The following is a 25,533-nucleotide window of genomic DNA, read 5'->3' as shown; positions in this document are numbered from 1 at the left end:
ATAATAATGGGGTAAATAGTGCAGCAGCAGGACTGCCCGCGTCAATAGCGGTGTTCCCGTACTCCGTGTGGCGACAGGTTGATACATGTTTTGATGTAACCGGCGCATGCAGATACCGCACATCGCCTACGCTTTAGCTTCGCCTAAGCCGTCCCCAATTTCTGCACCTCGGCATCTTCGCAGGAGGTCACTTGCTCCGCAATGGCACGGGTGCCGTTTGTGCAATTCTACCATATGGTGTTCAGATCAGAACCACGGGCCGCAATCGGCTTTGGAGATCAAAAAGCGACGCGATCTCCACCCTTAAGACCAAGAATTTCGCGGGCCTCATCCGGTGTCGCGACTTCACAACCCAAATCCTCTACGATGCGCCGTATTTTTGCGACCTGCTCCGCGTTGCTGTCCGCCAGTTTCCCGCGCGAAATGAACAGGCTGTCTTCCAGTCCGACACGTACGTTGCCTCCCATCTGGCTGGCCGTTGCACCAAGTGTCATCTGCGCACCCCCTGCCCCGAGCACAGACCAGCGGTAATCATCACCAAAGAGCCTGTCAGCCGTGCGCTTCATAAACACCAGATTGTCGACCTCGGGGCCGATCCCGCCCAGGATGCCAAAGATGAACTGGATAAATACGGGCGCTTTGAAAAGCCCAATGTCCATGCAGAACCTCAGATTGTAGAGATGTCCAACGTCGTAGCACTCATGTTCAAATTTGACATCATGGGGCGCAAGCGTGTCGGCCGCTTCCTTGATGTCCCGGAACGTATTGCGAAAAATATTCCTGTCTGAATTCTTGACGTAGTCTTTTTCCCAATCGAACTTCCAATCCTCATCCTTGTAACGCCCCGCGAGAGGGTGAAACGAGAAGTTCATCGACCCCATGTTCAGGGAACACATTTCGGGCGAAAAGGTCTTTGCTGGCGTGACCCGGTCTTGGATGGAAAGGCTCAGCGATCCACCGGTCGAAATATTCACGACGGCATCCGTCGCCTGTTTGATCCGCGGCAGAAACGGCTTGAAGTCGTTGACGTCGACAGATGGGGCACCGGTCTCATTGTCACGCGCGTGCAAGTGAAGGATTGACGCCCCCGCCTCTGCCGCATCCAGAGCTTGCAGGGCAATATCGTCATAGGTGAAGGGCAAAGCGTCCGACATGGTGGGCGTGTGAATAGCGCCCGTTACCGCGCAGGTGATGATCGTCTTGCGTTTCTGTTTGACCATGGGTCAGCCTTTCTTCGAAGGATGGGTTGTCTTGACACGGAAACTCAAGGGAAAGAGCTCGATGTCAAAGCGGCCGCGGATCAAGCCCCAGATACCGTTTGGTGCTTTCAGCATGATCACAATTGCGACGACGCCTAGGACGATGAGGTAGATCGTGCCGAGATCCGCAAGTGTTTCGCGCAGAACAAAGAAGATCAAAGTCCCAATGATGGGTCCTTCAATTGTGCCGATCCCACCGATCACAACGATAAAGATCACGAAGGCCGTCCAGTCATTGACCGAAAACGCAGCATCCGGCGAGATACGAAGTTTTTGCAGGAAGATCAGCGCGCCGATCATGGTCGTCAGCGCAGCGGTTACGACATAAACAACGAACTTCGTGCGCCAGATGTCGATGCCAAGCGATCCCGCCGCTAACTCATTGTCACGAATGGCGGTCAGGGCCAGCCCGTTGCGTGATCGCAAAAGCAGATATACGGCCGCGATGACAATGACCGTTGACCCAAGGGCCAGCCAATAGCTCAGATGTTCGCGACCCGACCGCGAGGCCGCCAGTGATTTCACGATGCCCACCGGCAGCGATGATCCGGACCCGCCCCCCAGTGCGGAGACCTGGGCAAAGGACAGGCGGAAAACCTCGGCGATGACCCATGTGCCGATGGCGAAATAGGCACCCCTCAGTCGGAATATCAAAAGCGCAACCGGCACGGCCACGAGCGCGCCAAGAACCCCCGCGAGGGCGACCGCCCCAAGCGGATGGATACCGCCGAAGATGGTCAGCGCAAAAAGCATGTAGCCGCCAAAACCGACATAGGCCTGCTGCCCGACCGAGACGAGGCCCGCGTATCCAGCCATCAGGTTCCAGAGGCTGGCGAGGGCGAGGTAGAGAAACAACTCCCCCATCAGGCGCATGTCTGCTCGTCCCGCCCACCACGGGGCGGCGATTAAAACGATCAGGAACAGGGCGCCAATTACGGCAGCAGCCTTAGCGGCCCGAGATGTGCGGGTGACGTGGAGATTTGACAAGTTCATCCGTTGATCCTCGGGAACAGCCCATTGGGACGCAGGGCAAGGATCACCAAAAAGGCGATATGACCCGCCAGAAGTTGCCAACCCGGGTCGATCTTTGCGCCGATGGCCTGCGCAACGCCGAGGATCACGCCGCCCACAAGGGTTCCCCAAAGATTACCAAGCCCACCAATGATGACGGCCTCAAACCCGAAGATCAGGCGACTGCCACCTATCGAAGGGTCAAAGCTGGTACGAATCCCCAGCATGATGCCGGCGATGGCCGTCACACCCAGGGCAAGCGCCATGGCAAGGCCAAAGATGTGGCGCCGGTTCAGACCCATGAGTTGCGCGATTTCCTGATTGTCCGACGTGGCCCGGAAAGCGCGACCAAGGGCTGTGCGATAGAAAGTCCATTGCAACGCGGCAATCACGGCGATGGCGATTCCGAAGGTCAACAGCGGCAGCAGGCCCATTGACAGACTTCCGACGGCAACGCTGGCCGTTTCCAACGCACCCGCGTTCAGCTTTTGTGGATCGGCGGAGTAGGTTTCCAGAAGCGCGTTTTGAATAATCACCGATAGCCCAAAGGTCACGAGCAAGGGCGGCAGGATATCTTTGCCCAATGTCTGGTTCAGGATACCGCGTTGGAGCACGTAGCCAAAAGCAGCCATGATCGGCACAACAACGATCAGGGCAAGCAGGGGATGTAGCCCAAGAACAGTCGTGACCGATAGACCCAGATAGGCACCCAATACAATCAAATCGCCATGGGCGATATTCACCAGACGCATGACCCCGAAAATCAGCGACAGGCCAGCTGCAAACAGCGCGTAAAGACCGCCCAGTAATGCGCCTTGTACGATGGCATTGACCCACTCCATGTTACGCAACCCCAAAGTAGGCGCGCGAGATGTCCTCGCGGGCAATGGTGGCAGATGTCCCTTCCAGTGAGACGCGCCCCTCTTGCAGGCAATAGAAACGCGATGAAACGGCAAGTGCCTTGGTAATATCCTGCTCCACGATGAGCGCGCTCATACCTTCCCCGATGATGCCAGGCAGGGCGGCATAGATGTCCTTGATGATGATCGGCGCCAGCCCGAGGCTGATCTCGTCGAAGAGGATCAGGTCCGGGTTGGCCATGAGGGCGCGGCCAATGGCCACCATCTGCTGTTGACCGCCTGACAGCGACGTCGACTGTTGGTGGCGACGTTCCTCCAGAATGGGAAAGAGCTTGTAGATGGCAGGCAAGGACCAAGGGCCCTTACGGCCAATCTGGCCACCGATGATCAGGTTCTCCTCGACCGACAGCGACGGGAAGAGTTGTCGCCCCTCGGGCACGAGGGCAATGCCCCTTGCTGCGACTTCATCTGCCCTGAGCGCACCGATGTCCTCACGCCGATAGCGCACCATCTCTGGCCTGTTTTGCGTCAGGCTCGAGACTGACCGCATCAGGGTGGTCTTGCCCGCGCCATTGGCCCCGATGATCGCAAGGACTTCGCCCTCTGCAACCTCCAGATCAATGCCGTAAAGAGCCTGAAAATCGCCGTAGAACGCATTCAAGCCTTGGAGCGTCAGAATTGGGTCAGGCATCGGCTTCGATCCCCAGATATATTTCCTGAACCTCGGGGCTTTCCATGATGGCCTTGGGTGCGCCTTCCGCGATCTTCCTGCCAAAATCGATCACGATCAGCCTGTCGACGACGGCGAGCAAAGCATGCACAACATGCTCGATCCAGATGATCGTCACGCCACGCGCATGGATGTCCCGGATGGTCTGTATGAGCGCGCCGCATTCCGCTTCTGTCAAACCACCCGCGATCTCATCCAGCATCAAAAGCTTAGGTCTGGCGCAAAGTGCGCGCGTCAGTTCCAACCGCTTCCGCCCCAATAGTGTGAGGCCTCCCGCGAGTGTGTTGGCACGGTCCAGCAACTCGGTTTGATGCAGCACGTCGAGGCAGAACTGTTCCGCCGCTCTCCCCTGCATTCCACCTGCCTGCGTGGCCGCGATCATCGCGTTTTCAAACACTGTCATGCCCGAAAAGGGCTGCGGCACCTGAAAGCTGCGGGCCATTCCGGCACGGCAGCGCTTGGCAGCGCTGCTTCTCGTCACGTCACGCCCGTCAAAGAGGATTCTGCCAGAGTTCGGCGACAATGTTCCGGTGATCAGGTTGAACATTGATGTTTTCCCGGCACCATTGGGACCGATCACACCAAGCGCCTCACCCGACTGAACATCGAAACTGAGCGCGTCAGCCACGGTCACGGCACCAAACGCCTTGGAAATCTGATCGAGTTGTAAAAATGCTGCCATGATTCCTCGTCTTTACATACGCGCGGCATCCGAAATCACAGCCGCTGCACGGATCGTTAGGACAGAAGTTTCAGATCCCCAGTGATCGGAATGGTGGCCGCTGCCGCATTGGCTACGATCTTCAGATCGAGCACATCGCCTTCCCGCTGCCATTGACCGGCAACCAGGGGGGTCTTGGTCACGTTGTTGATCGGCCCGTTTGCCCAATTCACATTTCCGGTGATCGTATCCAGATCCGTGAACGCAATTGCCGAAACGATTGCAGCAGGATCATCCAAATCCTCGGCCCGTTTGATCACATCGGCAACCACCTCGAAGAGCGCATGTTTGAACCCGATGGGTTGGGTCCAGGGCCGCCCGGAGGCTGCCGTGTAGCCATCCGCCAGATCTTTGGAAGTTGCCCCGGTAAGCGATGAACTGAAGGGATGGTTGGGTGACCACCAGACCTCGGAGGTCAGCCCGTCGCCACGCGTGCCAAGAGCCTCGATAACAGATGGGAAAAGCAGCGCTTTGCCGATGGTCACGACCTTCGGTGTGAACCCTTGCTGAGCTGATTGTGCCCAGAAGGTCGCGAAATCTGGCGGGATCATATTGCCGGTAACAATCTCGCATCCGGCAGATTTGAACGCTGCGATCTGATTGCTGAAGTCATCTGAAAGCGGCTGGAAACGTCCGGGATCGACCAGATTGTAACCTGCCGCAGCAAGCGGTTTGGGCAGGCCAAGTTCGGCATCTCCCCAGGCATTCCCGTCCGCATCATTGGGGAAAAGGCCGCCAATGTTCTTGGCGACGCCGCTCTTGCCCCACATGTCAAGAAACGCGCCGATTACGTCCTCCAGCCCCCAGAAGAAGTGGTAGGTGTTCTCAAACCCTTCGCCCGGCACACCATTGCGCCCGAAGAAATAGGGTTGCCACGGGCAGTCCGTGGTGATGCAAGGGACTTCGTTGATTTCCGCCTGATCCGACACCGGGTTAACGGTGTCGGGCGTCGAAGCCGCCACAATCAGGTCAACCTCGTCGCCAAGGATCAGATCAGCGGCCACCTCAGCGGCACGGTTCGGGTTCGACTGGCTGTCCTTTGAAATGATCTCGACAGTATAGATCTTGCCATTGTTTTCCAGACCCGCAGCGAAGGCTTGATTGATGGCTTCGAGCACGTAGTCGTCGGCTTCCGCAAACCCCGCCAGAGGTCCGGTGCGCGGACTGACGTGACCGACCTTGATGACCGGATTGGCGGCATAGGCGCGGGTGCTGGTCAGAGCAGCGGGGGCCGCAAGTGTCAGAGCACTGCCCGCCAGGAACCGCCGGCGCGACCATGATGTGATCTTCGTTGTCATATCTTCCTCCCTTATCCGGTAGTTTAACCGGTTTATTGCAGCGTCAGTCGAGAAGAATCCCGTCCAGACGCTTGAGATGCCGGGCCACACGCTGGCGCACCGCTTCGGCTTCATCCTCTGTCCAACTGCGAAATCCCTGCCCCGACTTCATGCCAAGCCGCCCCTGTGCGACAAGCTTGGCAAGATAGGGTGAAGGAGCCCGTCGGCTCTCCAAATCACACAGAACGTTTTCGTGGATATCCAGCGTCAGATCAGTGCCCACAAGATCGGCGTTCTCCAAAGGTCCCAGTATCGCAAGTCTGCGCCCGAAACTTGATTTGATGACAGTATCAACAGCCTCCGCGTCGCATATGCCATTTTCTACGAGGCTGACCGCCTCGCGCCAAAGCGCGTGCTGCAACCGGTTACCGATGAAACCGGGCACATCCTTCTGGACGCGTACAGGCGTCTTTCCAGCGTCATCCAGTAGAGCGATCATCTCTTTCGCGGCTTCATCATCGGTCCATTCGGTACAGACGACTTCCACCAGCGGGATCATATGGGGCGGGTTCCACCAATGAGTGCCAAGTGCACGGGTCTTGAGACGTAACCCGCTCATGATCCGGCTGATGGGCATCACTGAGGTATTGGACGCCAGAATGCAGGTTTCAGGCGCATGCTCTTCAATCTCTGCAAAGATCCTTTGCTTCAGTGCCAGCTTTTCCGGCGCGGCTTCAAATACGAATTCAGCGTTCCGAACTGCCGCCGCAATCGAGTTCGACACTTCGATCTTCTTGAGGATTTTCGCGATACGGTCGTCTGTTTCGCCAAGCGCCCGCAGGCTTTCTGAGATCCGACGAGAGACACTTTCCCGGGCATCTTCATTCGGATCGGTGAGGCAGACGTATTGTCCGGCGCGCGCCAGTGTCAGCGCAATGCCGTGGCCCATAAGACCCGCACCAATCACAGCAGTTTGACAGTTCTTCCTCATTGATCAGCCCGCCGTATATCCGCCATCGGCATAAAGAATATGCCCGGTGTAGAAATCAGACGCCTTTGACGCGAGAAACAAAAGAGGTCCGGCAAGATCCTCCGGTTCTCCCAAGCGACCTTTGGGCACGCGTGCCAGAAAGCCATCCCGCACTGCCGTTGCCTCGGGCGTGTCTTCGAACATCCACGCGGTGAGTGGCGAGCGGAACACCGTGGGCGCAATGGCGTTCGCCGTGATCCCGGTGGGGCCGAGCTCGCAGCCAAGCGCCTTGGTCATACCGTCCACCGCCGCCTTTGACGCGCAATAGGCTGTGTAGCCTGCCGGATGGCCCAAGAGGCCGCGGGCGGAGGAGACAAAGACGATCTTGCCGCCTGTGCCCTGCGCTTTCATCTGACGGGTCGCCGCCCGCGCAATCAGCCAGGATTGCGTGACATTGGCGTCCATGACGTTGTCGAACGTCTCAGGTTCCATGTCGTCGATCTTGGCAACTTTGTTCATGCCCGACGCCACCACCAGAATGTCGAGGCGGCCAAAGGTCCTGACGGTTTCATCCACCATCTCTGCACAGGCTTTCTCGTTCTCGGGGCGGGCGTTTACTTGGTGGACTTCACCGGCGCATAATTTGGCGACATCGGCCAGCGCATTGGCATTGCCCGCCGCGAGCACCACCTTACAGCCCGCACCCGACAGGCATTGCGCCGCGACCGCGCCAAAAGCCCCCGAGGCCCCGGTGATCAGCGCCACCTTGCCTTTCACGTCGAACATCGAAAGTGGATTATCGAGCGCCATGGGTTTACTCCGGTCGTTTGCCATCGGGATACGGGATCACGACCAGCATTTTGCAAATATGGTTGGACTTGTTCTCGATGCGACGAAGCTCGCCCGGGGCTATCGTGCAACTGTCCATCGCGCTCAGTATCGTCTCTGCGCCATCGACCTCGACGGTCATCTCCCCTTCGAGAACAATATAGACTTTTTCGAAGGACGTGCTGTCCGGGCCCGCACCGCCGCCGGGCAGGAATTGCGAGAACCCGACCCATTGGTTTTCCGGCCCGCCCTCTTCGAACCCCTGCAGGCGCAAGCCCGCGACCCCCCAATGGTTGGGGGCGTCATAGGGCTCTGCCTCGGAGAAACGCTTGAGATGCATCAGAAGGCCTCTCCGGCTTCGATGCGGTAGGCCTGCGCCGTGTCGGTGATCGCAACCAGGCGGATGATACACCCGTCGCCGCGGTCCCAGTTCCAGGGGAAAAAGGCAAAGGTCACCCGTTTGCCGGTCACCGCATCGAGATCGCCGCCGACGTTTTCAATACCAAGAATACCGTTCGAGAACAGCGTGTTGTGGACGGGTTCCCATTCGGGGAAGTCATCTTTCCAGTCGTTGCCGCCGGACCATTCCTTATATTCCGCCTCCAGATGCGGCAGGATCGGGCCATTGCGCTGCGGGCCGATTGCGGTGGCCAGCGGATGGTCGTTGGCCTGGGTATCGTGGCCCACCACCTTGACGCCTTTTTCCACCATCCAATCGGCGGCGGATTGCACCAGACCGGGGCAGTAGGCAAAGTAATCACCATCTTCATATTGCTTGTGCCAGCCGGTGTTGATGATCAGCACGTCGCCCTTGCGGATCGCATGACCACAGGCCTGCTCCAGATCATCACCGGTGATCGATTCCCATTTCTTCTTCGGGATCGACACAACAAGGCCGGACCCAAAAAAATGCGGCAGCGGCACCTCGTCGATAAAAGGTGTGCCCTGCACCACATGCGCGGGGGCGTCGATATGGGTGGTCACATGCATCGTCGTCGTGATGGTCTGGCTCAGCACTCCCGATTTCGCCATGTAGTGCTTGCGCTCGATGGCGACGTCTTTGAAATAGGGCCAGTTCGGGCATTGATAGCCGAACCGGTGGCTGAGGTTCACAAACTCCAGCCCCATGTCGTTGTTGTCATTTGCCTGAAACTCAATACCGCGGATTTCCACCATGGATACATGTCCTCTGTTCGCTGCCGGGGCAGTGTTAGTTGGTTTTTAAAGGTTCGATTGGGCCTCCCAGCCTAATTGAATATTTTGATACACATGCATCGCATTACGGTCAACATATAATTACAATGCGGCCTTACTGTATCGCAATGCGGTTATTTGCTTGACACCAGACGCAGCAGAAGTAAGACCAAGAAAACGACAAACCTCACGGAGACCCTATGAGAACTGAAGAAATCGAAAGCGGTCGGAGTGGCATTCAGGTAATTTCACGTGCAGCGACGATACTGCGCAGCCTCAAGGAACACCCGGAAGGCCTGAGCCTCGGGCAAATCGCTTCTGAAGTTGGGTTGCCACGCTCAACAGTCCAGAGAATCGTCGGCGCGCTTCAGACTGAGCGGTTGTTGATTTCGAATGCATCAGGCGGCGGCGTCAGATTGGGGCCAGAACTTGGCGCGCTGGCGCAGGCCGCTCGCTATGATACCGCAGAGCGTTGCAGAGCATTGCTCAGCGATTTGACACAAGCGACGGGTGAAACGTCAGATCTATCCGTTCTTCGCGGTGATAAGATGATTTTCATTGATCAGGTGCCGGGCACGCACCGTTTGCGCACCGTGTCCTCAGTCGGCGAAGTCTTCCCGATCACCACAACCGCAAACGGTCGCGCCTGTCTTGCAAAATTGCCCCGTGACGTCGCACTGAAGCGTGCCAGCGCCGAAGCCGGCCGCAATGGCATTGACCTCGATCTGAACGAATTTGGCAGGTTACTTGATCATGTTGCGCAAACCGGTCTTGCCTATGACAACAATGAGCACTCAGACGGTATTTCGGCGGTAGGGTTCGCGTTTGAAGACTGGACCGGCGAATTGCACGCCATATCCGTACCGGTCCCCACGACACGTTTCCTGAGACAACAACCAGAGATCGAAGCCGCTGTACGGCGTTCGGCAAGCGCCGTCGAGAAGGTCATGCAAGGCGGGCGCGGGAGATAGACCGGCACCCGACCTCCAGACGCAAAGCCGAAAAGGAATAGATGTGCGACGCTTGTAATGGCCCGCAAAGGCCAGGCCAAGCATCAGGATCGAGAACATTTTCGGATCAGATATTGCGATTAACTTTAGCTCCGTGACGGGCTTCGGAAGAAAAGCCGGGCCCGAGGCAGTAAAATTCCCTTGACACAAAGTCGTCAATTTTATTAGTTCGGAAGGTAGACGAACTAATCTGCGAGCTAAACCTTGAGCGATATTTCGGCGATTTCGAGACGCGTGACGACCAGCACTATCGTGCAGGCAATCACAAGCTATGGGCCTATTTCCCGTGCCAGCGTTGCCAAGATGACCGGGCTTTCCAAACAGACAGTTTCAGAAGTTGTCTCTCGGCTGGAAAGCGATGGCTGGGTGCAAACCGTCGGCCGAACCGAAGGCAACATCGGGCGTCGTGCGGTTGTCTACGAAATCGTCCCTGACGCTGCATTCGTGGCAAGTGTTGATCTTGGAGGAACAAAGGTACGTGTCGCGCTGTGTAATTTGTCCGGTACAGTGGTCGTGGAGACATCCGAACCAACCGACGTCAAAGGTGGTGAGGCAGTCGTGGATCAGATTGCAAGGCTGATCATCAACGTCGCCGATACAAAAAAGCTACCAACAGAAAAAATCCGCATCGCTGTTATTGGCGTACCCGGGGTCCTGGAAGCAAAAACCGGCCATATCAGGATGGCTCCAAACATCGCAGACATTGACACGCTGAATTTTCCCGACCTGCTCGAGAAACGACTGGGCGTTGAAGTTGTTGTGGAAAATGACGTTAATCTGGCCGCTTTGGGCGAGCACTGGATGACACAGCGCACCGACCGCGACGATCTTGCTTTTGTCTCGGTGGGCACCGGGATCGGTGCGGGCCTAGTGGTTGGCGGCGAGCTGGTCAGGGGTGCAACAGGCGCTGCGGGCGAAATCGGATTTCTTCCCTTCGGCGCTGATCCGCAGGAAGATGAAAGCCTCAGCATCGGCGCACTGGAGCGTGTCACTGCAACCTCGGCGATCACTACTTTTTACCAACAGCAAACGGGCCGCTCTCTGACAGTGCCAGAAATTTTTGAGGCCGCTTCAGAGGGGGATACAATCGCCAAAGAAGCATTGGGGCACGCTGCGCGACACATCGCACGCGCCGTTGTTGCGATCTGTTCGATTGTCGACCCCTCCTGTGTGGTGCTCGGGGGATCCATCGGCGCACGCTCTGAACTAATGGAATTGATTGAACCTGAGATTATGAAGTGTTTCCCAAGACCGATCACCCTGGAGCCTTCCGCTTTGGGCAGCCACGCGGCACTTGCGGGTGCAACCGCCGTCGGATTGTCACGTTTACACATTGCTGTTTTTGCGAAGGGCTTGCCCGGCACCAAGATCGACGTCCCCTCCCCCGAACTAAAGACGTTTCAGCAAGGTGCTGCATGACTCTGCCAGAGATGGAACAAAAGCTGATCCAAATTCAGGACGCTGAAGCTGATCTGGCACTTTTGCGAGACGCGATAGGGCATGAAAGCGTCACGGGAAATGAGGCTGCATTCGCGTCTTTTTTGATGAACCAACTAAGTGATTTGGACATGTCAACTGGTATGGAGGCTTTCCTCCCTGGACGGCCCAATACCTGGGGGGTGCGAGAAGGTCTTGGCGACGGGCCACATTTGATGTTTGTCGGCCATACCGACACCGTGCATGTCCGTGGATGGTCTGAACACTGGAAAGGACAGCCCCAGGAAAATCCTTGGGCAGCATACCAAAGTGATGACGAGATATGGGGACGTGGTGCCTGCGATCTCAAGGGAGGTATTTGCGCTGCAATCGCAGCACTACGCTTGCTTGATCGATCTGACGTCAAACTGTCCGGTACAATCAGCTTTGCCTTCGTCGGAGACGAAGAAAGCGGGGAGCCCGGAACCGGGGTCAGCGCCGGTGCCAAGGACCTCGTCGCGCGCATCAAGGCCGGGCAGGTCAAAAAACCTGATTTTGCGGTCTATGTCGAACCAACGACGCTGGACGTCTATACGGCCCAAATTGGGTTCCTAATCGCCGAAATCACAGTGACTGGCCGCTCGGCCTACTTCGGAACCCCCGAAGACGGCGTCGATGCGCTGAAGGCAACAGGTGAAATCCTCGCGTCGCTCTGGCAACTAGACGCCGCCTTCGCCAGCGGCACGAAACATGACCTCGTTGGATCCTCGGGGCTTTTGGTCACCGAAGTTGTTGGCGGGGGATACATCGCTGTTCCGGGGGAGTGCAAAATCTCGCTGATCCGCAAGCTGCGCCCCGAAGAAGATCTCGACCATGCGGTGACAGAGTTGGAGACCGTGCTTGCGGAAACCACACTGGACGAAGAAATCTCGATCAGTATCAACTATCCTGCAGGAAGAGATCACCCCTGCGGCGGCTCACCTGTTGAAATTGATCCGGACCATCCATCGGCGCTGCTGCTCGCGGATTGTATCGGAAGCACTCATAGCGGCGGCGGCGCAATCGGCGGCGCGCCCTATTGGTCAGAGACGCCATTTCTGGTGAATACGCTTGGATGCCCGGCAGTTTACTGCGCGCCCGGCGACATCAGCTTCGCCCATACTTTCGAGGAACGCATCAGCGTCGAAGAATATCTGGCGGCAGTTCGCGCCTTTGCCCTGTTTATCGCGCGCTATTGCGGCACCTGTAACTGAAAACCAACCGGGAGGATAAAATGAGAAGAGAGCTATTGAACCTAGTGATTGGCCTGACGTTGACGCTGGCAGGCGGGCCACTCTTTGCGCAGACCATTGGTCCCGGCGGTGAAACCGCCACGCCCACGGCCGAAATTACGGTCCCCAAAAACAGCATGGAAAAGCTGAAAGCCGAAGGTCACACCGCCGCGCTGCTTTGGCATGATCAATCGGATTTCGTGAACGCTGTGACCGCTGGTGCCACCGATGAATTTGCCCGTTTCGGGATCGAAGTTGTCGCGACAACAAGTGCCGGGTTTGATGCGGCAAAACAACGAAGCGATATCGAAACCGCCTTGATCAAAGACCCCAGTATTATCCTGTCGCTGCCCCTCGATCCGGTAACATCCGCAGCGGCGTTCAAGGAAGCAAAAGAGAGTGGTGTAAAGCTGGTCTTCTTGTCCAACCTGCCAGCTGACTATCAGCACCCGGGCGATTATGCTGCAATCGTGACGGATGATCTTTTCCAGATGGGCAAGCAGGCAGCCGATGCGCTGGCTGCCTCAATGGGTGAGACCGGAACCGTTGGTTGGATTTACCACGACGCGGCTTACTATGTGACCAACCAGCGGGATAACGCTTTCAAGACTACGATCGAAAACGATTACCCCAACATGTCCATCGTCGCCGAACAGGGCATCAGCGATCCCGCCCGCGCAGAGGAGATCGCCAATGCGATGTTACTGCGAAACCCCGATCTGGGCGGCATCTATGTCACCTGGGCCGGACCGGCTGAAGGCGTTCTGGCGGCTCTGCGCGCAAATGGAAATACAACAACAAAGATTGTGACCCTTGATCTCTCCGAACCAGTTGCTCTGGATATGGTCAACGGCGGAAACGTCGCCGCGATTGTGGCCGACGAGGCTTACGAGCTTGGCCGCGCGATGGCTGCGGCAGGCATCCTTGATCTGTTGGGGCAAGAGGTGCCGCCGTTCATTGTGGCGCCCGCCGTGACAGTGACCGCAGACAACGTTGTGGATGGTTGGAAACAGTCGCTCAACATCGAAGCGCCCGAGAGCGTCAGATAGCAATTTTCTCCCTGCGGAGGAGACCGGGCGGTATCGGTCTTCTCCACCTCATCTCAATTGGACATCGGATCATGGAACGTCTTAGATCGCGGTCAATCGGCACGGACATTCAACAGTGGATCGTCTATATCGGGTTCTTGGCGATCTTCCTGTTTTTCGCGCTAACCCTACATGACGATGGGTTTCTGACACAACGCAACCTGACCAACATCATCTTGCAGACTGCGCCTGCGACGATCATGGCAGTCGGCCTCGTCTTCGCTCTTTCCGCCGGAGAGATCGATCTTAGTTTTGGATCAATTGTTGCCGTGGCCGCATTGTCGGCGGCCGTCACAATGCAACACTACCCGATGCCGATCGGCGTAATCGCCGGCCTTGCTGCGGGCGTTTTCATTGGGGCCTTCAACGGTGTCCTTGTTGCCTATCTCAAGCTACCGTCCTTTCTGGTGACCCTTGCAACAATGGGGCTTTTTGCAGGGATCGCGCGGACCATGACAGACCTGCGGTCCATTCCAGTGGTCAACGAAACATTTACCGGGATATTCGGATCCGGAAAGCTGTTTTCCATACCTTCTCTGGTGATCTGGACCGCCATCGCCGTCATCATTGGTCATCTAGTTTATCGACATACAAAATTTGGCGCGCATGTTCTTGCAACCGGCGACAACGCTCGCGCAGCCCAGGTGTCCGGGATCAAGGTGCCGCGTGTGCGCTTTTATGTTCTGACCATTTGCGGGGCCTGCGCGGGTCTTGCCGGACTGCTTTATGCAGGACGGCTTCAAGCCGCCAAATATACCTTGGGCGAAAGTGATCTGATGACCGTCATCGCAGCGGTGATCGTCGGTGGCACGGCTCTCAATGGCGGCAAGGGGTCGGTCATGGGCGCGCTTGTCGGATCTGTGTTGATGGGGATGCTGAACAACGGCCTCATCCTGATGAACCTGAAGGTGTCTGACCAGATGATCGTGCGCGGACTGATCATTTTGCTCGCCGTTGCAATTTCGCTGCGCGACACCAAACGCTGAACAAAGGACCACGCCACATGTTTCTAGATGTCCTCATGCGTCGAAATCCTCGCTTCATCGAGGCTGCAATGGCGCTCCACCAGTCGGGCGAACTGCCGCCGAATTCCTATGTTCTGGATCTGGACGCGGTGGAACGTAACGCCCGCCATTTCTCCGACAAGGCCAGGTCGCTGGGAATGAAAACATTTGCCATGACCAAACAGGTGGGGCGGCATTCCGGGTTTTGCGCAGCGGTCAAGCGCGGCGGTATCGACAGATCGGTGGCGGTGGATATGGATTGCGCTATCTCCTGTCATCGTGCTGGTCTTAGAACCGGTCATTTGGGGCATCTTGTGCAGGTACCTCGAGGAGATGCCGGGTTTGCGGCAGCGCAGCTAAAACCAGACTACTGGACTGTCTTCAGTGATCAAAAAGCGACAGAAGCGGCCGCTGCAGCAGCAAAATGTGAGCGCACTCAAAACCTGCTGGCCCGTATCCAGACCGAAGGCGACACGTTCTACCGGGGCCATGAGGGCGGGTTCGCAGCAGAGGAAGTGGCGAAAGTCGCAGATTTCATCGACACCCTGGATGGTGCCGCCTTTGCTGGCATCACTACTTTTCCAGCGCTTTTGTTTGATCAGGACAGCCGCAAGGTTGTTCCCACCCAAAACCTCGCAACACTGTCACGTGCCGCAGAAGCGCTGGCCGCAACCGGGCGTGACCAAATTGAGATCAACGCGCCCGGAACAAATTCCTCCGTGATCCTGCCAGCACTGGCAGACGCAGGCGCCACCCAATGCGAACCGGGAAATGCACTACACGGAACCACGCCACTCCATGCAATTGAGGATCTGCCGGAGGATCCCGCCGTCTTGTATCTGAGCGAAATCTCCCATCATCATGGCGGCAACGCCTTCTGTTTTGGCGGCGGGCTCTATATCGATCCGGTCTTCCCGAAATATGATCTCAAAGCGCTGATCAGTTCCACGCCAACCAGCGCGGCCTCGGCACTCACCAGCGTCGAAGTTCCCGACTATGCCGCCATTGACTACTACGGAATGATTGATGCCACCGGTCCGATAAAGCCAAAAGCAGGTGATACCGTCGTTTTCGGGTTTCGCGGCCAGGCATTTGTGACGCGAGCCAATATTGTCGGCGTTTCCGGAGTAAGTACCGGATCGCCCCGGGTCACCACCATCGAATACATCTTCGGACGGCCAACCGGATGGCCGGAGAGGGCTTTGACATGACAGATGCAGAACCCGTTCTAAGCCTTCAGAACGTCCACAAGGCATTTGGTGGCGTTGTCGCGATAGAGGAATTCTCGCTTGATCTGCGCGCCGGACAAATCGTGGCGCTCGTCGGCGACAATGGCGCCGGTAAATCGACGCTGATCAAGATTATTTCAGGGGTTCATACGCCGACATCTGGAGGCATTCGGCTGGATGGCGAACCCACAGCGTTTGCGGATGCAAGCTCTGCCAGAAGCAACGGGATAGAAGTTGTGTATCAAGATCTGGCACTGGCAGATCAGCAACCGGTTTACATGAACATGTTTTTGGGCCGGGAACTGACCAAACAACCCTTTGGCCTGTTGGACAAGTCACGGATGCGCCAGCAAACTCAGACGCTGGTGGATGAGTTGGATATCCGCATCCCTTCTGCAAATTCCACAATCAGCGATCTTAGTGGTGGGCAGCGTCAGGGCGTCGCGATCGCGCGCGCAACCCACTGGGCGAGCAAACTGATCTTGCTCGATGAGCCCACCGCAGCTCTCGGCGTGGCAGAAACTGCCCGGGTCGAAGAGTTGATCATCAGCCTCAAAACCAAAAATCTCGCGATACTCATGGTCAGCCACAGCCTTGACCAGGTGTTCCGACTGTCGGATCGCATTTGCGTATTGCGCCGCGGCATGCAGATCGGCATTCGCGAAACAGCCAAAACCGACAAGAACGAGATCGTTTCAATGATTACGGGCGTATCGTAAAAGCATAACCTTGAGGTCAGCGTTTTTCGAAATCCGCGACCGCGATCATTCTCATTGACAAATAACGTCAAAAACGAGCCTTCGGAATGGATATTGAGGCAGGTTGAGCCAGCATTGGATCATGGCGGCCATGCGGTGACCGGCGTTGCAAAAGTGCGGGCCAGAAATCCTCAACGCAGCACCTACACCGGGTCAACCTTCTCGGCCTCTTCGCTTTCGGCATTCTCTTTCAGAAGCTCCTCGCGGAATTCGGCGAGGCGCATCTTTTGATGATCTGTCAGTTCCCCCTCCGACGCATCCCTGCCAGATGCTTCAAGCGTACCCAGGGACTCTGGCTGTATTTCAGCCACCGCGGTGAAGCCATTCGCAATTGCATCGACCAGCGCAGCGGCATCAGATTGCCCTTCTGAGTGGCGCAGTATCGCGACCCGCATGCGCCAATAGGCATCATAAAAGACGCTCGCCATGCGGCCGGGTTGCACAAACGATACGACGCCTACAATCAAAGTCGACAGCACACCCAGAAATTGCGGGTTCATGACCAGCATATCTGACTCAAAATCCGCTGCGATCAGAGCGCCGACCAGGATTCCCATGATCCCGAGCGAGAAGTGCACATAGAGCAAAAAATGATAATAACGGTTCCACCATCTCATGGAGTGTTTGGCGGCATCCAACGCAGATTCGTCTTCCATCATCCCACCTCTCAATTGAGCAATACAATGGTCACAGGTTGGGAGCGCACAGGGTTTTTGTCAAATTCACCGTGGAATCCTGATCGGTGCCATCACCCGGCATTGGAATTCGGGGGCAAATAGGGTCGGATGAACCGAACCTGATCACGCAAAGCACCGGACCGACAATCACATCAAGGCTGATACGAATGTTCAGTTCTCGGAACTGCCTCTATCACCAGCCAGAGCGCTGCTGTTTGATCGGGTATTTCGATAGTCCGTAGGCGACTGGCCATAGACCCGCTGAAATTCCCTGTAGAAATTCGACCGCGTCATGAAACCCGAAGCCTCTGCGATGTCCTTCACACTCTGCTCGCCCTTGACCAGAAGGTTTGCGGCGTGGGCGAGGCGAAGTTCGTTGATGTACTGCGAGACGTTCTTTCGCTTCATCCGGTTTATCGCGGCAGAAACATTGCGCGCAGGCAAATGCAGACGTCTTGCAAGGCGCTGAACCGTCAACTCGGGATCAAGGAAAAGCTGATGATCCCTCATGACGGCATCCAGACGTCTTTCGATTTCCGGATCCTGTGGCTCGGTCGTCTGAGGAAGGTGGCGCGCGCCTTCCAGGCGCCCCCCAAGCAGCCGCGGCAATGCCAGGATCATCGCCAGAAGTACAACAATCAGGGCGGCTGTCCCATAGGAGATCAGCTTAGTGACGTTGGCCCCCCGGTTCATGGCGAAATCCAGCGCTATGATCGTATCAAGGAGCAGAATGAAGGCCAGAAAACCAATGCAGCGCAAAATCCAATTCGAAAGGCTCGAAGTGAGCTCCACACGGGCGTGGATCAAGGCATCCGCACCGCGCCGCCAAAGCAGGAAAAGTGAACCGATGTAAAAAACGTAGCTCGTACTGATGACGATATCGAGTGCGCGCAAATCATCAACGAATATCCAAAAAAGCGTCATGAGGAGGATAGGCGCGCCTATATGAACCGCGACAGCGCCCCGGAACGACTGCCTGCTCAACTTCATGGCCGCGAACCCCAGATACATCAACGGCCCAAGAAACATCGGTAACGCGCGTTGCAAAGGGATGAAAGTCGTTTGCCCGTAGCCAAACCGCACAGCGACCAGAACGGCTTCAAGAGCACATAGGGCAAAAAGTACCGAAAGCGTCGCGCTCGCCCGCCTGACCCCGAGGTTAAGCCGCCAGGTCAGCAAAGAGATGACGCCACACAATAGTGCCGTCAGCAGTGGCAGCGGAAAACTGAAGAGCCCGGGCGTGTCCATCTGTCCTCCTTTTGCCGGGAGCGTCCGGGATCATGATCGAGGACAGGTATAGGCGGGGTAACAGGTTGTTTCAATTGAACTGTCAGCTCAGATGTCAGGGCATTAGTATCCAGATACGGAGTTTTCCATGAGACACCTGTTTTTCTTTCTCGCCACTGTTCTGATAACATTCGCGACCTCCCTTTCGGCCCAAAGCTATCAGGCGGCGCTGGCCGACCTTGAAATACCTGACCCGATGGGAAACCGTAATCTAAAAGGCCTGATCTGGTATCCGACCGAGGCCACTGAACCTGCAAGCCCAGATTTCGAAAGCGAAGTTTGGGTGAGTACCAACGTCGTAAGAAATGCAAAACCTGCCGGGGGTACCTTCCCTTTGGTCGTTTTATCCCATGGCATGTTTGGCAATTCCCTAAATCAGGCCTGGCTCGCGGGGGCCATGGCCAAACAGGGATATGTCATCGCGGCAATCGATCATCCCGGAACCTCGACCTGGTCGCGCGATCCGGATCAACGTCGTGAGCTTTGGCAACGACCGAAGGATATCAGCCGGCTAATTGACTTCGCACTCACGGGCGGCAGCCTGCCCGCCGAAGTCAATCCAGATCGGATATTCATGGCGGGCCATTCACTGGGCGGGTTTACTGCTGCGGCCCTTGCCGGTGCCCGCTTCGACCCCGCGCGCATAGATCGCTTTTGTCGCGAGACACCGGGGGAATTGGTGTGCGGTATCTTCTCAGACTGGCAGATCGCCAGGACGCCTGAGGACAGATCGAAAATGCAGGCCGATCTCTCCGATCCGCGCATCCGCGCCTTTGCGGTTTTTGACCTTGGTGGAACACAGAGTTTCTCGCCAGATAGTTTGCACAAAATCAGCCGGCCAATGCTGATCTTCGGAGCTCCAATCATGAATTCCGGCCTGACACTCGATATCGAATCCCGCGCCTTGGTGCAGGCGCTGCCTGCAACGAATACGGCCTATGTCGAGCCAGATACGCTCTCTCATTTCGACTTTCTGGGACAATGCAAACCCGGCGGTTTCGAATTTCTGGCAAAAGAGGCGCCCGGAGATGAAATCATCTGCACCAATGGTGGCGCGCAGCGCGCCGCACAGCACCGTATGATCATAGATAAGGTGATAAATTTCTTTGCCAAATCCTGAGATTGTAGCCACCTGCCCCGGTTCGAGAGCAAGAAAGCTCCGTACTTGGGCAGTCCTCAATCAAATCACCTCAAAAGCTGAATGATCAGACCCATAGGACCAGACGGCATTGAAGCGGAAGGCTTGTTTTGTTCACTCCTACCGCGCAACGCATTAATTCAGCGCGACGGTGATCGCAACCTAGACCCCCGTCCGTCCACCAGTGCTTTTGCCATTGCAACAAGCACCAACACACAGAGCGTCCACTTGGTCACCATTTCCATCGTTCCCTCGATCAACAATGCATGCACAACGCTGCAAAGGACTGTCACTGAGGCAAGAGCGGTATGCCCCAGGCGCCAGCTACGCCATGGCAATCCTAGCCGCCTGCGTAGAACGGCCAGAAGGGCTGCGGCAAAAACCGCCCACATCGCGATGACACCCCAGGCCGAGAATGGCGTCGGAGAAGCGAATAAAAGGGCGTCGAGCACATCCGGCGGGCTGGTGATCCAGAGACCTGCGACATGGGCAAGAACCGATACGATCAGCAGAACGCCGACGACACGATGGACCCGTCGGCTGCGATGCAGGGGCAGTCCCGGCAGGTATCCACGGGCCAGCATGGGCTGGATGAGCAGTAGCGCCATCCCCACGACACCCGCAAACCCGGACGCAACGTAGACCGGGTCCCGCCATGCAAGCAGCGGGCTCGTTGCTGCGCCAGCGATCGGCAGACCCACCACCACTGCAAGCAGCCCCCAGATCAAAATGCGCCGCATGCTTGGCACCTTTGTGGAATTCACTTTGTTCAGACCGGCTGAAGAACGAAATCCGCGCGGAGACTGGTGTCTTTTGCGCTCGACATCACGGGACGCAGGAACACGGTTTGGAACTCGCCGCTGTCATATGCAAGATGCCCGTGAGGTTGGCCAAAAGCAGGAACGATTTGCGGCATCTCCAGTCGAAATACCCCGTCAGCATCGGTCAATGTGGCACCATGGCTTTGCGGATCACGTTCGTGCCCCTCCGTGGTATGTGCCCAGATTTGGATACGCTGACCGGCAAGCGGGGCACCATCTCCTGCGCGCCGCACGGTTCCGGTCATCCAGAAGCCGCCGCCACCGATCCGGTCCACGATCGGCGCACCCGGGAGGTAGTTATTTGATCCGCCGCGCATCGAAGATGTTGGTGTGAGCGCTTGCGCACCGGTTGGCAGCAGAACGCCGGGCGCCGCGGTCATGACGGCGGCGCTGCCAGTGGCAAGAAAGGCACGACGCGTTGGTAAGACGTTTGTCATTTGGATTTCTCCTCTTGGACTTACGTTTTTCAATTCCATCTTATCACATCAAAACTGGCGTTGGGCACCAGAGCGATCGACAACCAGTTATTTGATATTTAGGGCGCACCAAAACGTGTCCACAAATTCTTGTTGGCCAAGCATTTATCCTCGCAGACGATGACGCAGATCAGGCTTCGCTAAGGGCCCCCAGCTTCAACAGGTTGACGGGGCAAGGATCACTCAACCTGACCGGACGACCTGAGATACCGCACCATTCCGTCGATGTTCTGCTCACGCCATGCATCATACTGACCCCAACCCTTATAGGCATCCATGGTGGCTTCGGCCTTTAGTTGCTCTGTAGAGCTTCCAGCCTTTAAACCCTCCAGGACCGCTGCCTGCAGTTCGACCATATAGGTATAAGCATCATCGAGATCAGCCTTCGTTCCCACGTTGCCGTGACCGGGGGCGAAAATCTCGAAATCCAATGATTGGGCGGTTTCAAGTTGTTTAAACCACCCGCCGATATCGGAACGCGGAAAGTCACGGAACGGCAGGCGTTTGGGGGCAGCGACATCCACAATGAACGCCACGTTTTCGGGACGAATGATCGTGACCAACATGTGATTGTCATGGCCTGCACCAAGGTTGTGGAGTTCGATCGTTTTCCCACCAACCTCAAGGACATGGGTGTCGCCAACGCGCAGATCTGGCGCGACACCATCAATTGTTTCCGGCGCATCCTCATGAGCGATCACAAGAGCACCGTCATGTACTCCACCGCCGGACCCATGGTCACCATGGCTATGCGAGTAGATCAAGTGGCTCACCTTTTCCTGGCCGAACTGATCAAGATTAGCATTGAGCCAGGATCCCGCCTCAGCATTTATCGGGTCAACCCTGACGACACCCTCTGTCGTCGCCACAAGAAGCGAATTGTGGAAGTTGTTTCTCATCAAGAAGACGTCGCCAGCAACCGGCTCTATGCTGCGTTTTGCTTCCTGTGCAAACACCGGAGCTGCCAGAATGGCAATCAACAGGCCTATAAATACTCTCATCGAATCCTCCCATGGTTGAAACATGTGCTGGTTTGAGTATGCGGTGCGCCAACTGTTCTGGCGCGTCACATTCATGTGAGCGGGTGGACTGGCGGACAGATGCCAATCAATCCACACCATGGAACACGGTATCCGTCGCCATTTGCAAACCGAAGCTCCTAGAACGGGGTGGGAAACCCTTGCATTGAATGGTACCGGAAATTGCACATTTCGAACCAACAACACTGGGTATGAAGATGCACGTTCTGACGGTCCTTGATCATCCGAACCCGGAAGCGTTCTGCGCAGCCGTGGCGCGCCGCTTCAATGCCGGGGCAGAAGCGGCAGGGCATACCACGGAGATGGCTGATCTTCATTCAGAAGGTTTCGACCCGCGCTGGTCCATGGCCGATGTCGAAGCAGATGACGCAAGTCTTGCGCCGCCCGATGTGCTCAGAGAACAAGAGCGGATCACCCGAGCGGATGCAGTCTGTTTTGTTTTTCCGCTGTTTTGGTGGGGCATGCCAGCCATGACCAAAGGGTGGGTAGATCGTGTCTGGTCATGGGGCTGGGCATATGACCAATTGGCCGATCCGGAGGTATCTCTCCAGAGGCCCAGGACCGGCATTTTTCTGATCCCGGCAGGGGCGCGTTCAGATGAAATGTCAGAAATGGGCTACCGAACAGCTTTGGAGACAACCTTGATCAAAGGCACCTTCGGCTACTTTGGATTTACCAATAGGAAGCTGGCAATCCTGAACGGCTCAAAGGGATCGACATCACGCCGCAGCGCCTTGCTGGACAAAGCCTATCAATCCGGATTTTTGCTGGAGCCACCCTTGCCGGCCTATTCGTGAAACCCCCCTCGTCAAATTGACCCAGCGCCACATTTGCAAATGGTGCATCACGTCAACACACGCCTGCCATTTGGCGTTTCTACATGTGCTGTGTACCGAACTTGCGGCCCTTCAACGATTTTCGGTGGCCGGTCGATGTCCAGCTTGGCGTAAAGGGCCTTGATGGTTTCCGGGGTCGGATGTTCCAGCGTCAGGCTTTCCAGCCGCGCACCCATCTGGGGAATTTCGTCCATGCGGGTCGGCACGCCCCGATGATCAATCAGGCATGGCGCGGCTCCGTCAAGAGGAAGGGAACCGTCCCTTGGAATGGCGAAGGCGAACTCCGGAGCATCCGGTGGGAGAAGAACAGGGATACCAAAGGTTTTCAGGTGGTCTGACAAAATGCGATCCATCTCGACCGTATTTGCGACCCATCCTCGAAGCCTGCGTCCTGCATCCCAGTCGGCTCTCACCTTTTGCTGGTCATCGAGCCCGAACCATCTGACCTGCCCGGGATCGACACCATCAGGATCAAGCGCCACAATTTCCAGATAGACGCCACGGCCGAGCTGAAGCCGATGATTGTGCGTCCCCATGTAGATGTGCCGCGTGCCAAAGGGCACATCCAAATCGAGGCATGCGCTCACATGTCCCGCGCCTTCGGCCAGGCTTGGCGCAATAATCGTGATATGATCAAGTTTCAGCATGCAAAGAGAACTCCTATTCCCGTTTAGCCGGCTAATCTTTGAGATGAAATGATACGCCTGTGCCGCATTTGAAAATCCGTCAAATTCAGCTACCGCTATTGCATGACGTCAACTCAGTTGCGGGGTTCAAGTGTGGGAACACTGACAGGGAAAACAGCCATTGTCACCGGTGCTTCTGCACTAAGAGGGATCGGGCGAGCGACAGCAATTCGGTTGGCCAGGGATGGTGCCGACATTGTTGTCACGGACATCGACGGGGCGTCTGCGAGTCCGGACGGATTACCTGCAAAAATGTCTCTGCTCGACGAACTTGCCGCCGAGATCAGTCAAGGGCCAAGTCGCGCCATCGCGGTCAGGCTAGATGTAACCCGACAAGCCGATGTTCAGGATTGCGTGGCGAAAACCGTTTCTGAGTTCGGTGGCATCGACATTCTGGTCAACAATGCAGGTTCACTGGCGGGATCTCAAAATTTCCTATCGACAACGCCCGAGCAGTGGGAATGCAGCTTTGATGTCAACCTATTGGGACCGATGATGATGGCCCAAGCGGTGATCCCCGAAATGCGTAAAGCAGGCGGTGGCCGGATCATCAATATTGGCTCAACCGGAAGCCTTGGTGCGGAACCAGGATTTGGCGCCTACACCGCCATGAAACACGGTCTGGCAGGTCTGTCAAAGACGATAGCGGCTGAATTTGGTGTCGACGGCATTCTTTGCAACACGGTCTGCCCCGGCTATATCGCAACCGACATGCATTTGGCTGCAAATCAGCGCCTCGCGGCCGAACACAACTTGCCACTGGATGAAATCAAGGCCCAACGATACGCCGCTGTTGCACTGCGCGATGCGGGCTTACCAATGGATGTGGCCAATGCAGTTGCCTACCTGGCAGGGCCTCAGGCCAATTACGTCACGGGCATCAACTTTCCGGTGGCAGGTGGGGTCCCGTTCGGCATATGATCTCAACACGGATTGTCTTGGCTTGGCGTCTATGAGACGCAATCCCTTCCCTTGGATAGATCGTGTGAATCCTCCACAGCGGCGGAAAATCTCAAAAAACTCTTATGACCAAGTCAGGTTGGTTAGCCAGGACTTTGCCGCCCTGATAGCTTGACGAGAGTCCAGATCCGAATGGGACAATAGCCATACCTCCCTTGTCATCTTTTGGTGTCTGAACTGCGCCGTTGCGGGGCGGATTCTGCTGTCCCTTTTACAGGCAACTTTTGGCAACACCGCCCTGCCAAGCCCGTGGGCAACCGCCTCCAGGGCCGTATCAATGTCTTCCACTTTTAGCACGCTGGACCTACCTGAAGATTGTCTTCTCAGCGCGTCAGTCCAACGCGCCTGAGGCAGCGTGATATTTGCGTCGTCATAACCGATCCAACCAAGATCATCTTCCGCGCCGGCGGAAGTCTTTGCCGCGCAGAAAACGTCGAATTCCAGTTCTCCGAGTTTCTTGGCCTTCGTCATGAGCCCGCCCTGTGCAGGGCGCGAAAACCGAACTGCTAAATCTGCCTCTCGCTTCGTCAGATCGACGTTTCGCGGCTCCGGCACCAGTTCCAGGATTACGTTAGGATGATCGGCCCACAGCCCCTCCAGATTGGGCACCAGAATGTGACGAATGATCATCGGCACCGAACTCAGTCGAACGGTCCCCTCTATTCTACCGGCCAACTGACCAAGTTTTTCACGAAGGGCTGCATTTTCGAATTCCACCGCTTCGGCATGGTCGAGGATGGCACGGGCGGGATCGGTCGGTTCAAAATTTCCGCGCTCATTCCTGGCAAACAGTTCCACATTGAGCGCACGCTCAAGGCGTTTCAAACGACGCGCCACTGTTGTCTCGCTTACCCCGCACCTTCGGCCTGCTTCGGACAGGGTTCCCGTCCGTTGCAATGCCAACAAGCACCTCAAGTCATCCCAATTATGATCCTGCATTTTTGCAGAATAGATAGTCCACTATTTCCGTTCAATCAGCTTTTTCG

At 56.4% G+C, this 25,533-nt stretch carries 27 protein-coding genes; 10 read left to right on the top strand and 17 right to left on the bottom strand.

Annotation, left to right across the window (positions count from 1 at the left end):
• Positions 1 to 278 precede the first annotated feature (278 nt).
• The 10 genes from ACOTTU_RS17540 to ACOTTU_RS17495 are packed head-to-tail and all read right to left on the bottom strand — an operon-like array spanning position 279 to position 8,832.
• Positions 279 to 1,220, bottom strand: coding sequence for a 3-keto-5-aminohexanoate cleavage protein (locus ACOTTU_RS17540; RefSeq protein ID WP_425659933.1), 942 nt, complete (start codon positions 1,218 to 1,220; stop codon positions 279 to 281).
• 3 nt (positions 1,221 to 1,223) lie between these two features.
• Positions 1,224 to 2,252, bottom strand: a complete 1,029-nt coding sequence (locus ACOTTU_RS17535; protein ID WP_425659932.1) for a branched-chain amino acid ABC transporter permease — start codon at positions 2,250 to 2,252, stop codon at positions 1,224 to 1,226.
• On the bottom strand, positions 2,249 to 3,112 hold the full coding sequence (locus ACOTTU_RS17530) for a branched-chain amino acid ABC transporter permease (protein ID WP_425659931.1): 864 nt from the start codon (positions 3,110 to 3,112) through the stop codon (positions 2,249 to 2,251). The genes ACOTTU_RS17535 and ACOTTU_RS17530 overlap by 4 nt, the downstream gene beginning before the upstream one ends.
• A 1-nt stretch (position 3,113) precedes the next feature.
• Positions 3,114 to 3,821 (bottom strand): ABC transporter ATP-binding protein, encoded by a 708-nt coding sequence (locus tag ACOTTU_RS17525; RefSeq protein ID WP_425659930.1) that lies wholly within the window; start codon positions 3,819 to 3,821, stop codon positions 3,114 to 3,116.
• The gene (locus tag ACOTTU_RS17520) at positions 3,814 to 4,542 is read right to left on the bottom strand and encodes an ABC transporter ATP-binding protein (RefSeq protein ID WP_425659929.1); all 729 of its coding nucleotides are present in this window, start codon (positions 4,540 to 4,542) and stop codon (positions 3,814 to 3,816) included. Before ACOTTU_RS17520 ends, ACOTTU_RS17525 begins: the two co-directional genes overlap by 8 nt.
• Positions 4,543 to 4,598: 56 nt before the next feature.
• Positions 4,599 to 5,879 carry an ABC transporter substrate-binding protein gene (locus tag ACOTTU_RS17515; protein ID WP_425659928.1) on the bottom strand — a complete coding sequence of 427 codons (1,281 nt, stop codon included), beginning with the start codon at positions 5,877 to 5,879 and terminating at the stop codon, positions 4,599 to 4,601.
• A 43-nt stretch (positions 5,880 to 5,922) separates the two neighbouring features.
• Complete coding sequence (locus ACOTTU_RS17510) at positions 5,923 to 6,849, bottom strand: 3-hydroxyacyl-CoA dehydrogenase family protein (RefSeq protein ID WP_425659927.1); 927 nt, start codon at positions 6,847 to 6,849, stop codon at positions 5,923 to 5,925.
• A gap of 3 nt (positions 6,850 to 6,852) precedes the next feature.
• Positions 6,853 to 7,638: an SDR family NAD(P)-dependent oxidoreductase gene (locus tag ACOTTU_RS17505; RefSeq protein WP_425659926.1), complete on the bottom strand. Its 786-nt coding sequence runs from the start codon at positions 7,636 to 7,638 to the stop codon at positions 6,853 to 6,855.
• Positions 7,639 to 7,642: 4 nt separating this feature from the next.
• The gene (locus tag ACOTTU_RS17500) at positions 7,643 to 7,996 is read right to left on the bottom strand and encodes a cupin domain-containing protein (RefSeq protein WP_425659925.1); all 354 of its coding nucleotides are present in this window, start codon (positions 7,994 to 7,996) and stop codon (positions 7,643 to 7,645) included.
• On the bottom strand, positions 7,996 to 8,832 hold the full coding sequence (locus ACOTTU_RS17495) for a cyclase family protein (protein WP_425659924.1): 837 nt from the start codon (positions 8,830 to 8,832) through the stop codon (positions 7,996 to 7,998). The genes ACOTTU_RS17500 and ACOTTU_RS17495 overlap by 1 nt, the downstream gene beginning before the upstream one ends.
• A gap of 218 nt (positions 8,833 to 9,050) precedes the next feature.
• Between ACOTTU_RS17495 and ACOTTU_RS17490 the strand changes: the two genes are divergently transcribed.
• The 7 genes from ACOTTU_RS17490 to ACOTTU_RS17460 all read left to right on the top strand — a co-directional run bounded on the left by ACOTTU_RS17490 (position 9,051) and on the right by ACOTTU_RS17460 (position 16,587).
• Positions 9,051 to 9,821, top strand: coding sequence for an IclR family transcriptional regulator (locus ACOTTU_RS17490; protein ID WP_425659923.1), 771 nt, complete (start codon positions 9,051 to 9,053; stop codon positions 9,819 to 9,821).
• A gap of 243 nt (positions 9,822 to 10,064) precedes the next feature.
• On the top strand, positions 10,065 to 11,279 hold the full coding sequence (locus tag ACOTTU_RS17485) for an ROK family protein (RefSeq protein ID WP_425659922.1): 1,215 nt from the start codon (positions 10,065 to 10,067) through the stop codon (positions 11,277 to 11,279).
• Entirely contained in the window at positions 11,276 to 12,529 is a 1,254-nt protein-coding gene (locus ACOTTU_RS17480) for a M20 family metallopeptidase (RefSeq protein WP_425659921.1), read from the top strand. Before ACOTTU_RS17485 ends, ACOTTU_RS17480 begins: the two co-directional genes overlap by 4 nt.
• Positions 12,530 to 12,549: 20 nt before the next feature.
• A complete protein-coding gene (locus tag ACOTTU_RS17475) occupies positions 12,550 to 13,596 on the top strand; it encodes a substrate-binding domain-containing protein (protein ID WP_425659920.1) in 1,047 nt (348 codons plus the stop codon).
• 71 nt (positions 13,597 to 13,667) lie between these two features.
• Positions 13,668 to 14,621 carry an ABC transporter permease gene (locus ACOTTU_RS17470; RefSeq protein WP_425659919.1) on the top strand — a complete coding sequence of 318 codons (954 nt, stop codon included), beginning with the start codon at positions 13,668 to 13,670 and terminating at the stop codon, positions 14,619 to 14,621.
• A gap of 17 nt (positions 14,622 to 14,638) precedes the next feature.
• Positions 14,639 to 15,850, top strand: coding sequence for an alanine racemase (locus ACOTTU_RS17465; RefSeq protein WP_425659918.1), 1,212 nt, complete (start codon positions 14,639 to 14,641; stop codon positions 15,848 to 15,850).
• Positions 15,847 to 16,587: an ATP-binding cassette domain-containing protein gene (locus tag ACOTTU_RS17460; RefSeq protein WP_425659917.1), complete on the top strand. Its 741-nt coding sequence runs from the start codon at positions 15,847 to 15,849 to the stop codon at positions 16,585 to 16,587. The genes ACOTTU_RS17465 and ACOTTU_RS17460 overlap by 4 nt, the downstream gene beginning before the upstream one ends.
• Positions 16,588 to 16,769: 182 nt before the next feature.
• On the opposite strand, the gene ACOTTU_RS17455 is transcribed toward ACOTTU_RS17460, so the two are convergent.
• Positions 16,770 to 17,282 (bottom strand): hypothetical protein, encoded by a 513-nt coding sequence (locus tag ACOTTU_RS17455; RefSeq protein WP_425659916.1) that lies wholly within the window; start codon positions 17,280 to 17,282, stop codon positions 16,770 to 16,772.
• Between the two features lie 192 nt (positions 17,283 to 17,474).
• Positions 17,475 to 18,551, bottom strand: a complete 1,077-nt coding sequence (locus tag ACOTTU_RS17450; RefSeq protein ID WP_425659915.1) for a helix-turn-helix domain-containing protein — start codon at positions 18,549 to 18,551, stop codon at positions 17,475 to 17,477.
• A gap of 127 nt (positions 18,552 to 18,678) precedes the next feature.
• Between ACOTTU_RS17450 and ACOTTU_RS17445 the strand changes: the two genes are divergently transcribed.
• Entirely contained in the window at positions 18,679 to 19,710 is a 1,032-nt protein-coding gene (locus ACOTTU_RS17445; protein WP_425659914.1) for an alpha/beta hydrolase family protein, read from the top strand.
• 158 nt (positions 19,711 to 19,868) lie between these two features.
• Here ACOTTU_RS17445 and ACOTTU_RS17440 read toward each other — a convergent pair whose 3' ends face one another.
• The 3 genes from ACOTTU_RS17440 to ACOTTU_RS17430 all read right to left on the bottom strand — a co-directional run bounded on the left by ACOTTU_RS17440 (position 19,869) and on the right by ACOTTU_RS17430 (position 22,101).
• On the bottom strand, positions 19,869 to 20,468 hold the full coding sequence (locus ACOTTU_RS17440) for a ferric reductase-like transmembrane domain-containing protein (protein WP_298918969.1): 600 nt from the start codon (positions 20,466 to 20,468) through the stop codon (positions 19,869 to 19,871).
• A 29-nt stretch (positions 20,469 to 20,497) separates the two neighbouring features.
• Positions 20,498 to 20,986 carry a twin-arginine translocation pathway signal gene (locus ACOTTU_RS17435; RefSeq protein WP_425659913.1) on the bottom strand — a complete coding sequence of 163 codons (489 nt, stop codon included), beginning with the start codon at positions 20,984 to 20,986 and terminating at the stop codon, positions 20,498 to 20,500.
• Positions 20,987 to 21,204: 218 nt separating this feature from the next.
• A complete protein-coding gene (locus tag ACOTTU_RS17430; protein ID WP_425659912.1) occupies positions 21,205 to 22,101 on the bottom strand; it encodes a hypothetical protein in 897 nt (298 codons plus the stop codon).
• Between the two features lie 155 nt (positions 22,102 to 22,256).
• On the opposite strand from ACOTTU_RS17430, the gene ACOTTU_RS17425 reads away from it, so the two are divergent.
• Positions 22,257 to 22,862, top strand: a complete 606-nt coding sequence (locus ACOTTU_RS17425) for an NAD(P)H-dependent oxidoreductase (RefSeq protein WP_425659911.1) — start codon at positions 22,257 to 22,259, stop codon at positions 22,860 to 22,862.
• 47 nt (positions 22,863 to 22,909) lie between these two features.
• Here ACOTTU_RS17425 and ACOTTU_RS17420 read toward each other — a convergent pair whose 3' ends face one another.
• Entirely contained in the window at positions 22,910 to 23,548 is a 639-nt protein-coding gene (locus tag ACOTTU_RS17420; protein WP_425659910.1) for a VOC family protein, read from the bottom strand.
• 132 nt (positions 23,549 to 23,680) lie between these two features.
• On the opposite strand from ACOTTU_RS17420, the gene ACOTTU_RS17415 reads away from it, so the two are divergent.
• Entirely contained in the window at positions 23,681 to 24,508 is an 828-nt protein-coding gene (locus ACOTTU_RS17415) for an SDR family NAD(P)-dependent oxidoreductase (protein WP_425659909.1), read from the top strand.
• Positions 24,509 to 24,610: 102 nt separating this feature from the next.
• On the opposite strand, the gene ACOTTU_RS17410 is transcribed toward ACOTTU_RS17415, so the two are convergent.
• Positions 24,611 to 25,486 carry a LysR family transcriptional regulator gene (locus ACOTTU_RS17410; RefSeq protein ID WP_425659908.1) on the bottom strand — a complete coding sequence of 292 codons (876 nt, stop codon included), beginning with the start codon at positions 25,484 to 25,486 and terminating at the stop codon, positions 24,611 to 24,613.
• Positions 25,487 to 25,533 lie beyond the last annotated feature (47 nt).

This window comes from Roseobacter sp. EG26, from assembly GCF_049830555.1.
GTDB lineage: Bacteria > Pseudomonadota > Alphaproteobacteria > Rhodobacterales > Rhodobacteraceae > Roseobacter.
Note: the sequence above shows the minus strand (reverse complement) of the source record. Positions and strands in the feature narration are given on the sequence as shown.

Excerpts from the sequence above, each read along its gene's own strand:
- ACOTTU_RS17540 (WP_425659933.1), bottom strand. The coding sequence starts at position 1,220 with ATGGTCAAACAGAAACGCAAGACGATCATCACCTGCGCGGTAACGGGC.
- ACOTTU_RS17535 (WP_425659932.1), bottom strand. The coding sequence starts at position 2,252 with ATGAACTTGTCAAATCTCCACGTCACCCGCACATCTCGGGCCGCTAAG.
- ACOTTU_RS17530 (WP_425659931.1), bottom strand. The coding sequence starts at position 3,112 with ATGGAGTGGGTCAATGCCATCGTACAAGGCGCATTACTGGGCGGTCTT.
- ACOTTU_RS17525 (WP_425659930.1), bottom strand. The coding sequence starts at position 3,821 with ATGCCTGACCCAATTCTGACGCTCCAAGGCTTGAATGCGTTCTACGGC.
- ACOTTU_RS17520 (WP_425659929.1), bottom strand. The coding sequence starts at position 4,542 with ATGGCAGCATTTTTACAACTCGATCAGATTTCCAAGGCGTTTGGTGCC.
- ACOTTU_RS17515 (WP_425659928.1), bottom strand. The coding sequence starts at position 5,879 with ATGACAACGAAGATCACATCATGGTCGCGCCGGCGGTTCCTGGCGGGC.
- ACOTTU_RS17510 (WP_425659927.1), bottom strand. The coding sequence starts at position 6,849 with ATGAGGAAGAACTGTCAAACTGCTGTGATTGGTGCGGGTCTTATGGGC.
- ACOTTU_RS17505 (WP_425659926.1), bottom strand. The coding sequence starts at position 7,638 with ATGGCGCTCGATAATCCACTTTCGATGTTCGACGTGAAAGGCAAGGTG.
- ACOTTU_RS17500 (WP_425659925.1), bottom strand. The coding sequence starts at position 7,996 with ATGCATCTCAAGCGTTTCTCCGAGGCAGAGCCCTATGACGCCCCCAAC.
- ACOTTU_RS17495 (WP_425659924.1), bottom strand. The coding sequence starts at position 8,832 with ATGGTGGAAATCCGCGGTATTGAGTTTCAGGCAAATGACAACAACGAC.
- ACOTTU_RS17490 (WP_425659923.1), top strand. The coding sequence starts at position 9,051 with ATGAGAACTGAAGAAATCGAAAGCGGTCGGAGTGGCATTCAGGTAATT.
- ACOTTU_RS17480 (WP_425659921.1), top strand. The coding sequence starts at position 11,276 with ATGACTCTGCCAGAGATGGAACAAAAGCTGATCCAAATTCAGGACGCT.
- ACOTTU_RS17475 (WP_425659920.1), top strand. The coding sequence starts at position 12,550 with ATGAGAAGAGAGCTATTGAACCTAGTGATTGGCCTGACGTTGACGCTG.
- ACOTTU_RS17470 (WP_425659919.1), top strand. The coding sequence starts at position 13,668 with ATGGAACGTCTTAGATCGCGGTCAATCGGCACGGACATTCAACAGTGG.
- ACOTTU_RS17465 (WP_425659918.1), top strand. The coding sequence starts at position 14,639 with ATGTTTCTAGATGTCCTCATGCGTCGAAATCCTCGCTTCATCGAGGCT.
- ACOTTU_RS17460 (WP_425659917.1), top strand. The coding sequence starts at position 15,847 with ATGACAGATGCAGAACCCGTTCTAAGCCTTCAGAACGTCCACAAGGCA.
- ACOTTU_RS17455 (WP_425659916.1), bottom strand. The coding sequence starts at position 17,282 with ATGGAAGACGAATCTGCGTTGGATGCCGCCAAACACTCCATGAGATGG.
- ACOTTU_RS17450 (WP_425659915.1), bottom strand. The coding sequence starts at position 18,551 with ATGGACACGCCCGGGCTCTTCAGTTTTCCGCTGCCACTGCTGACGGCA.
- ACOTTU_RS17445 (WP_425659914.1), top strand. The coding sequence starts at position 18,679 with ATGAGACACCTGTTTTTCTTTCTCGCCACTGTTCTGATAACATTCGCG.
- ACOTTU_RS17440 (WP_298918969.1), bottom strand. The coding sequence starts at position 20,468 with ATGCGGCGCATTTTGATCTGGGGGCTGCTTGCAGTGGTGGTGGGTCTG.
- ACOTTU_RS17435 (WP_425659913.1), bottom strand. The coding sequence starts at position 20,986 with ATGACAAACGTCTTACCAACGCGTCGTGCCTTTCTTGCCACTGGCAGC.
- ACOTTU_RS17430 (WP_425659912.1), bottom strand. The coding sequence starts at position 22,101 with ATGAATGTGACGCGCCAGAACAGTTGGCGCACCGCATACTCAAACCAG.
- ACOTTU_RS17425 (WP_425659911.1), top strand. The coding sequence starts at position 22,257 with ATGAAGATGCACGTTCTGACGGTCCTTGATCATCCGAACCCGGAAGCG.
- ACOTTU_RS17420 (WP_425659910.1), bottom strand. The coding sequence starts at position 23,548 with ATGCTGAAACTTGATCATATCACGATTATTGCGCCAAGCCTGGCCGAA.
- ACOTTU_RS17410 (WP_425659908.1), bottom strand. The coding sequence starts at position 25,486 with ATGCAGGATCATAATTGGGATGACTTGAGGTGCTTGTTGGCATTGCAA.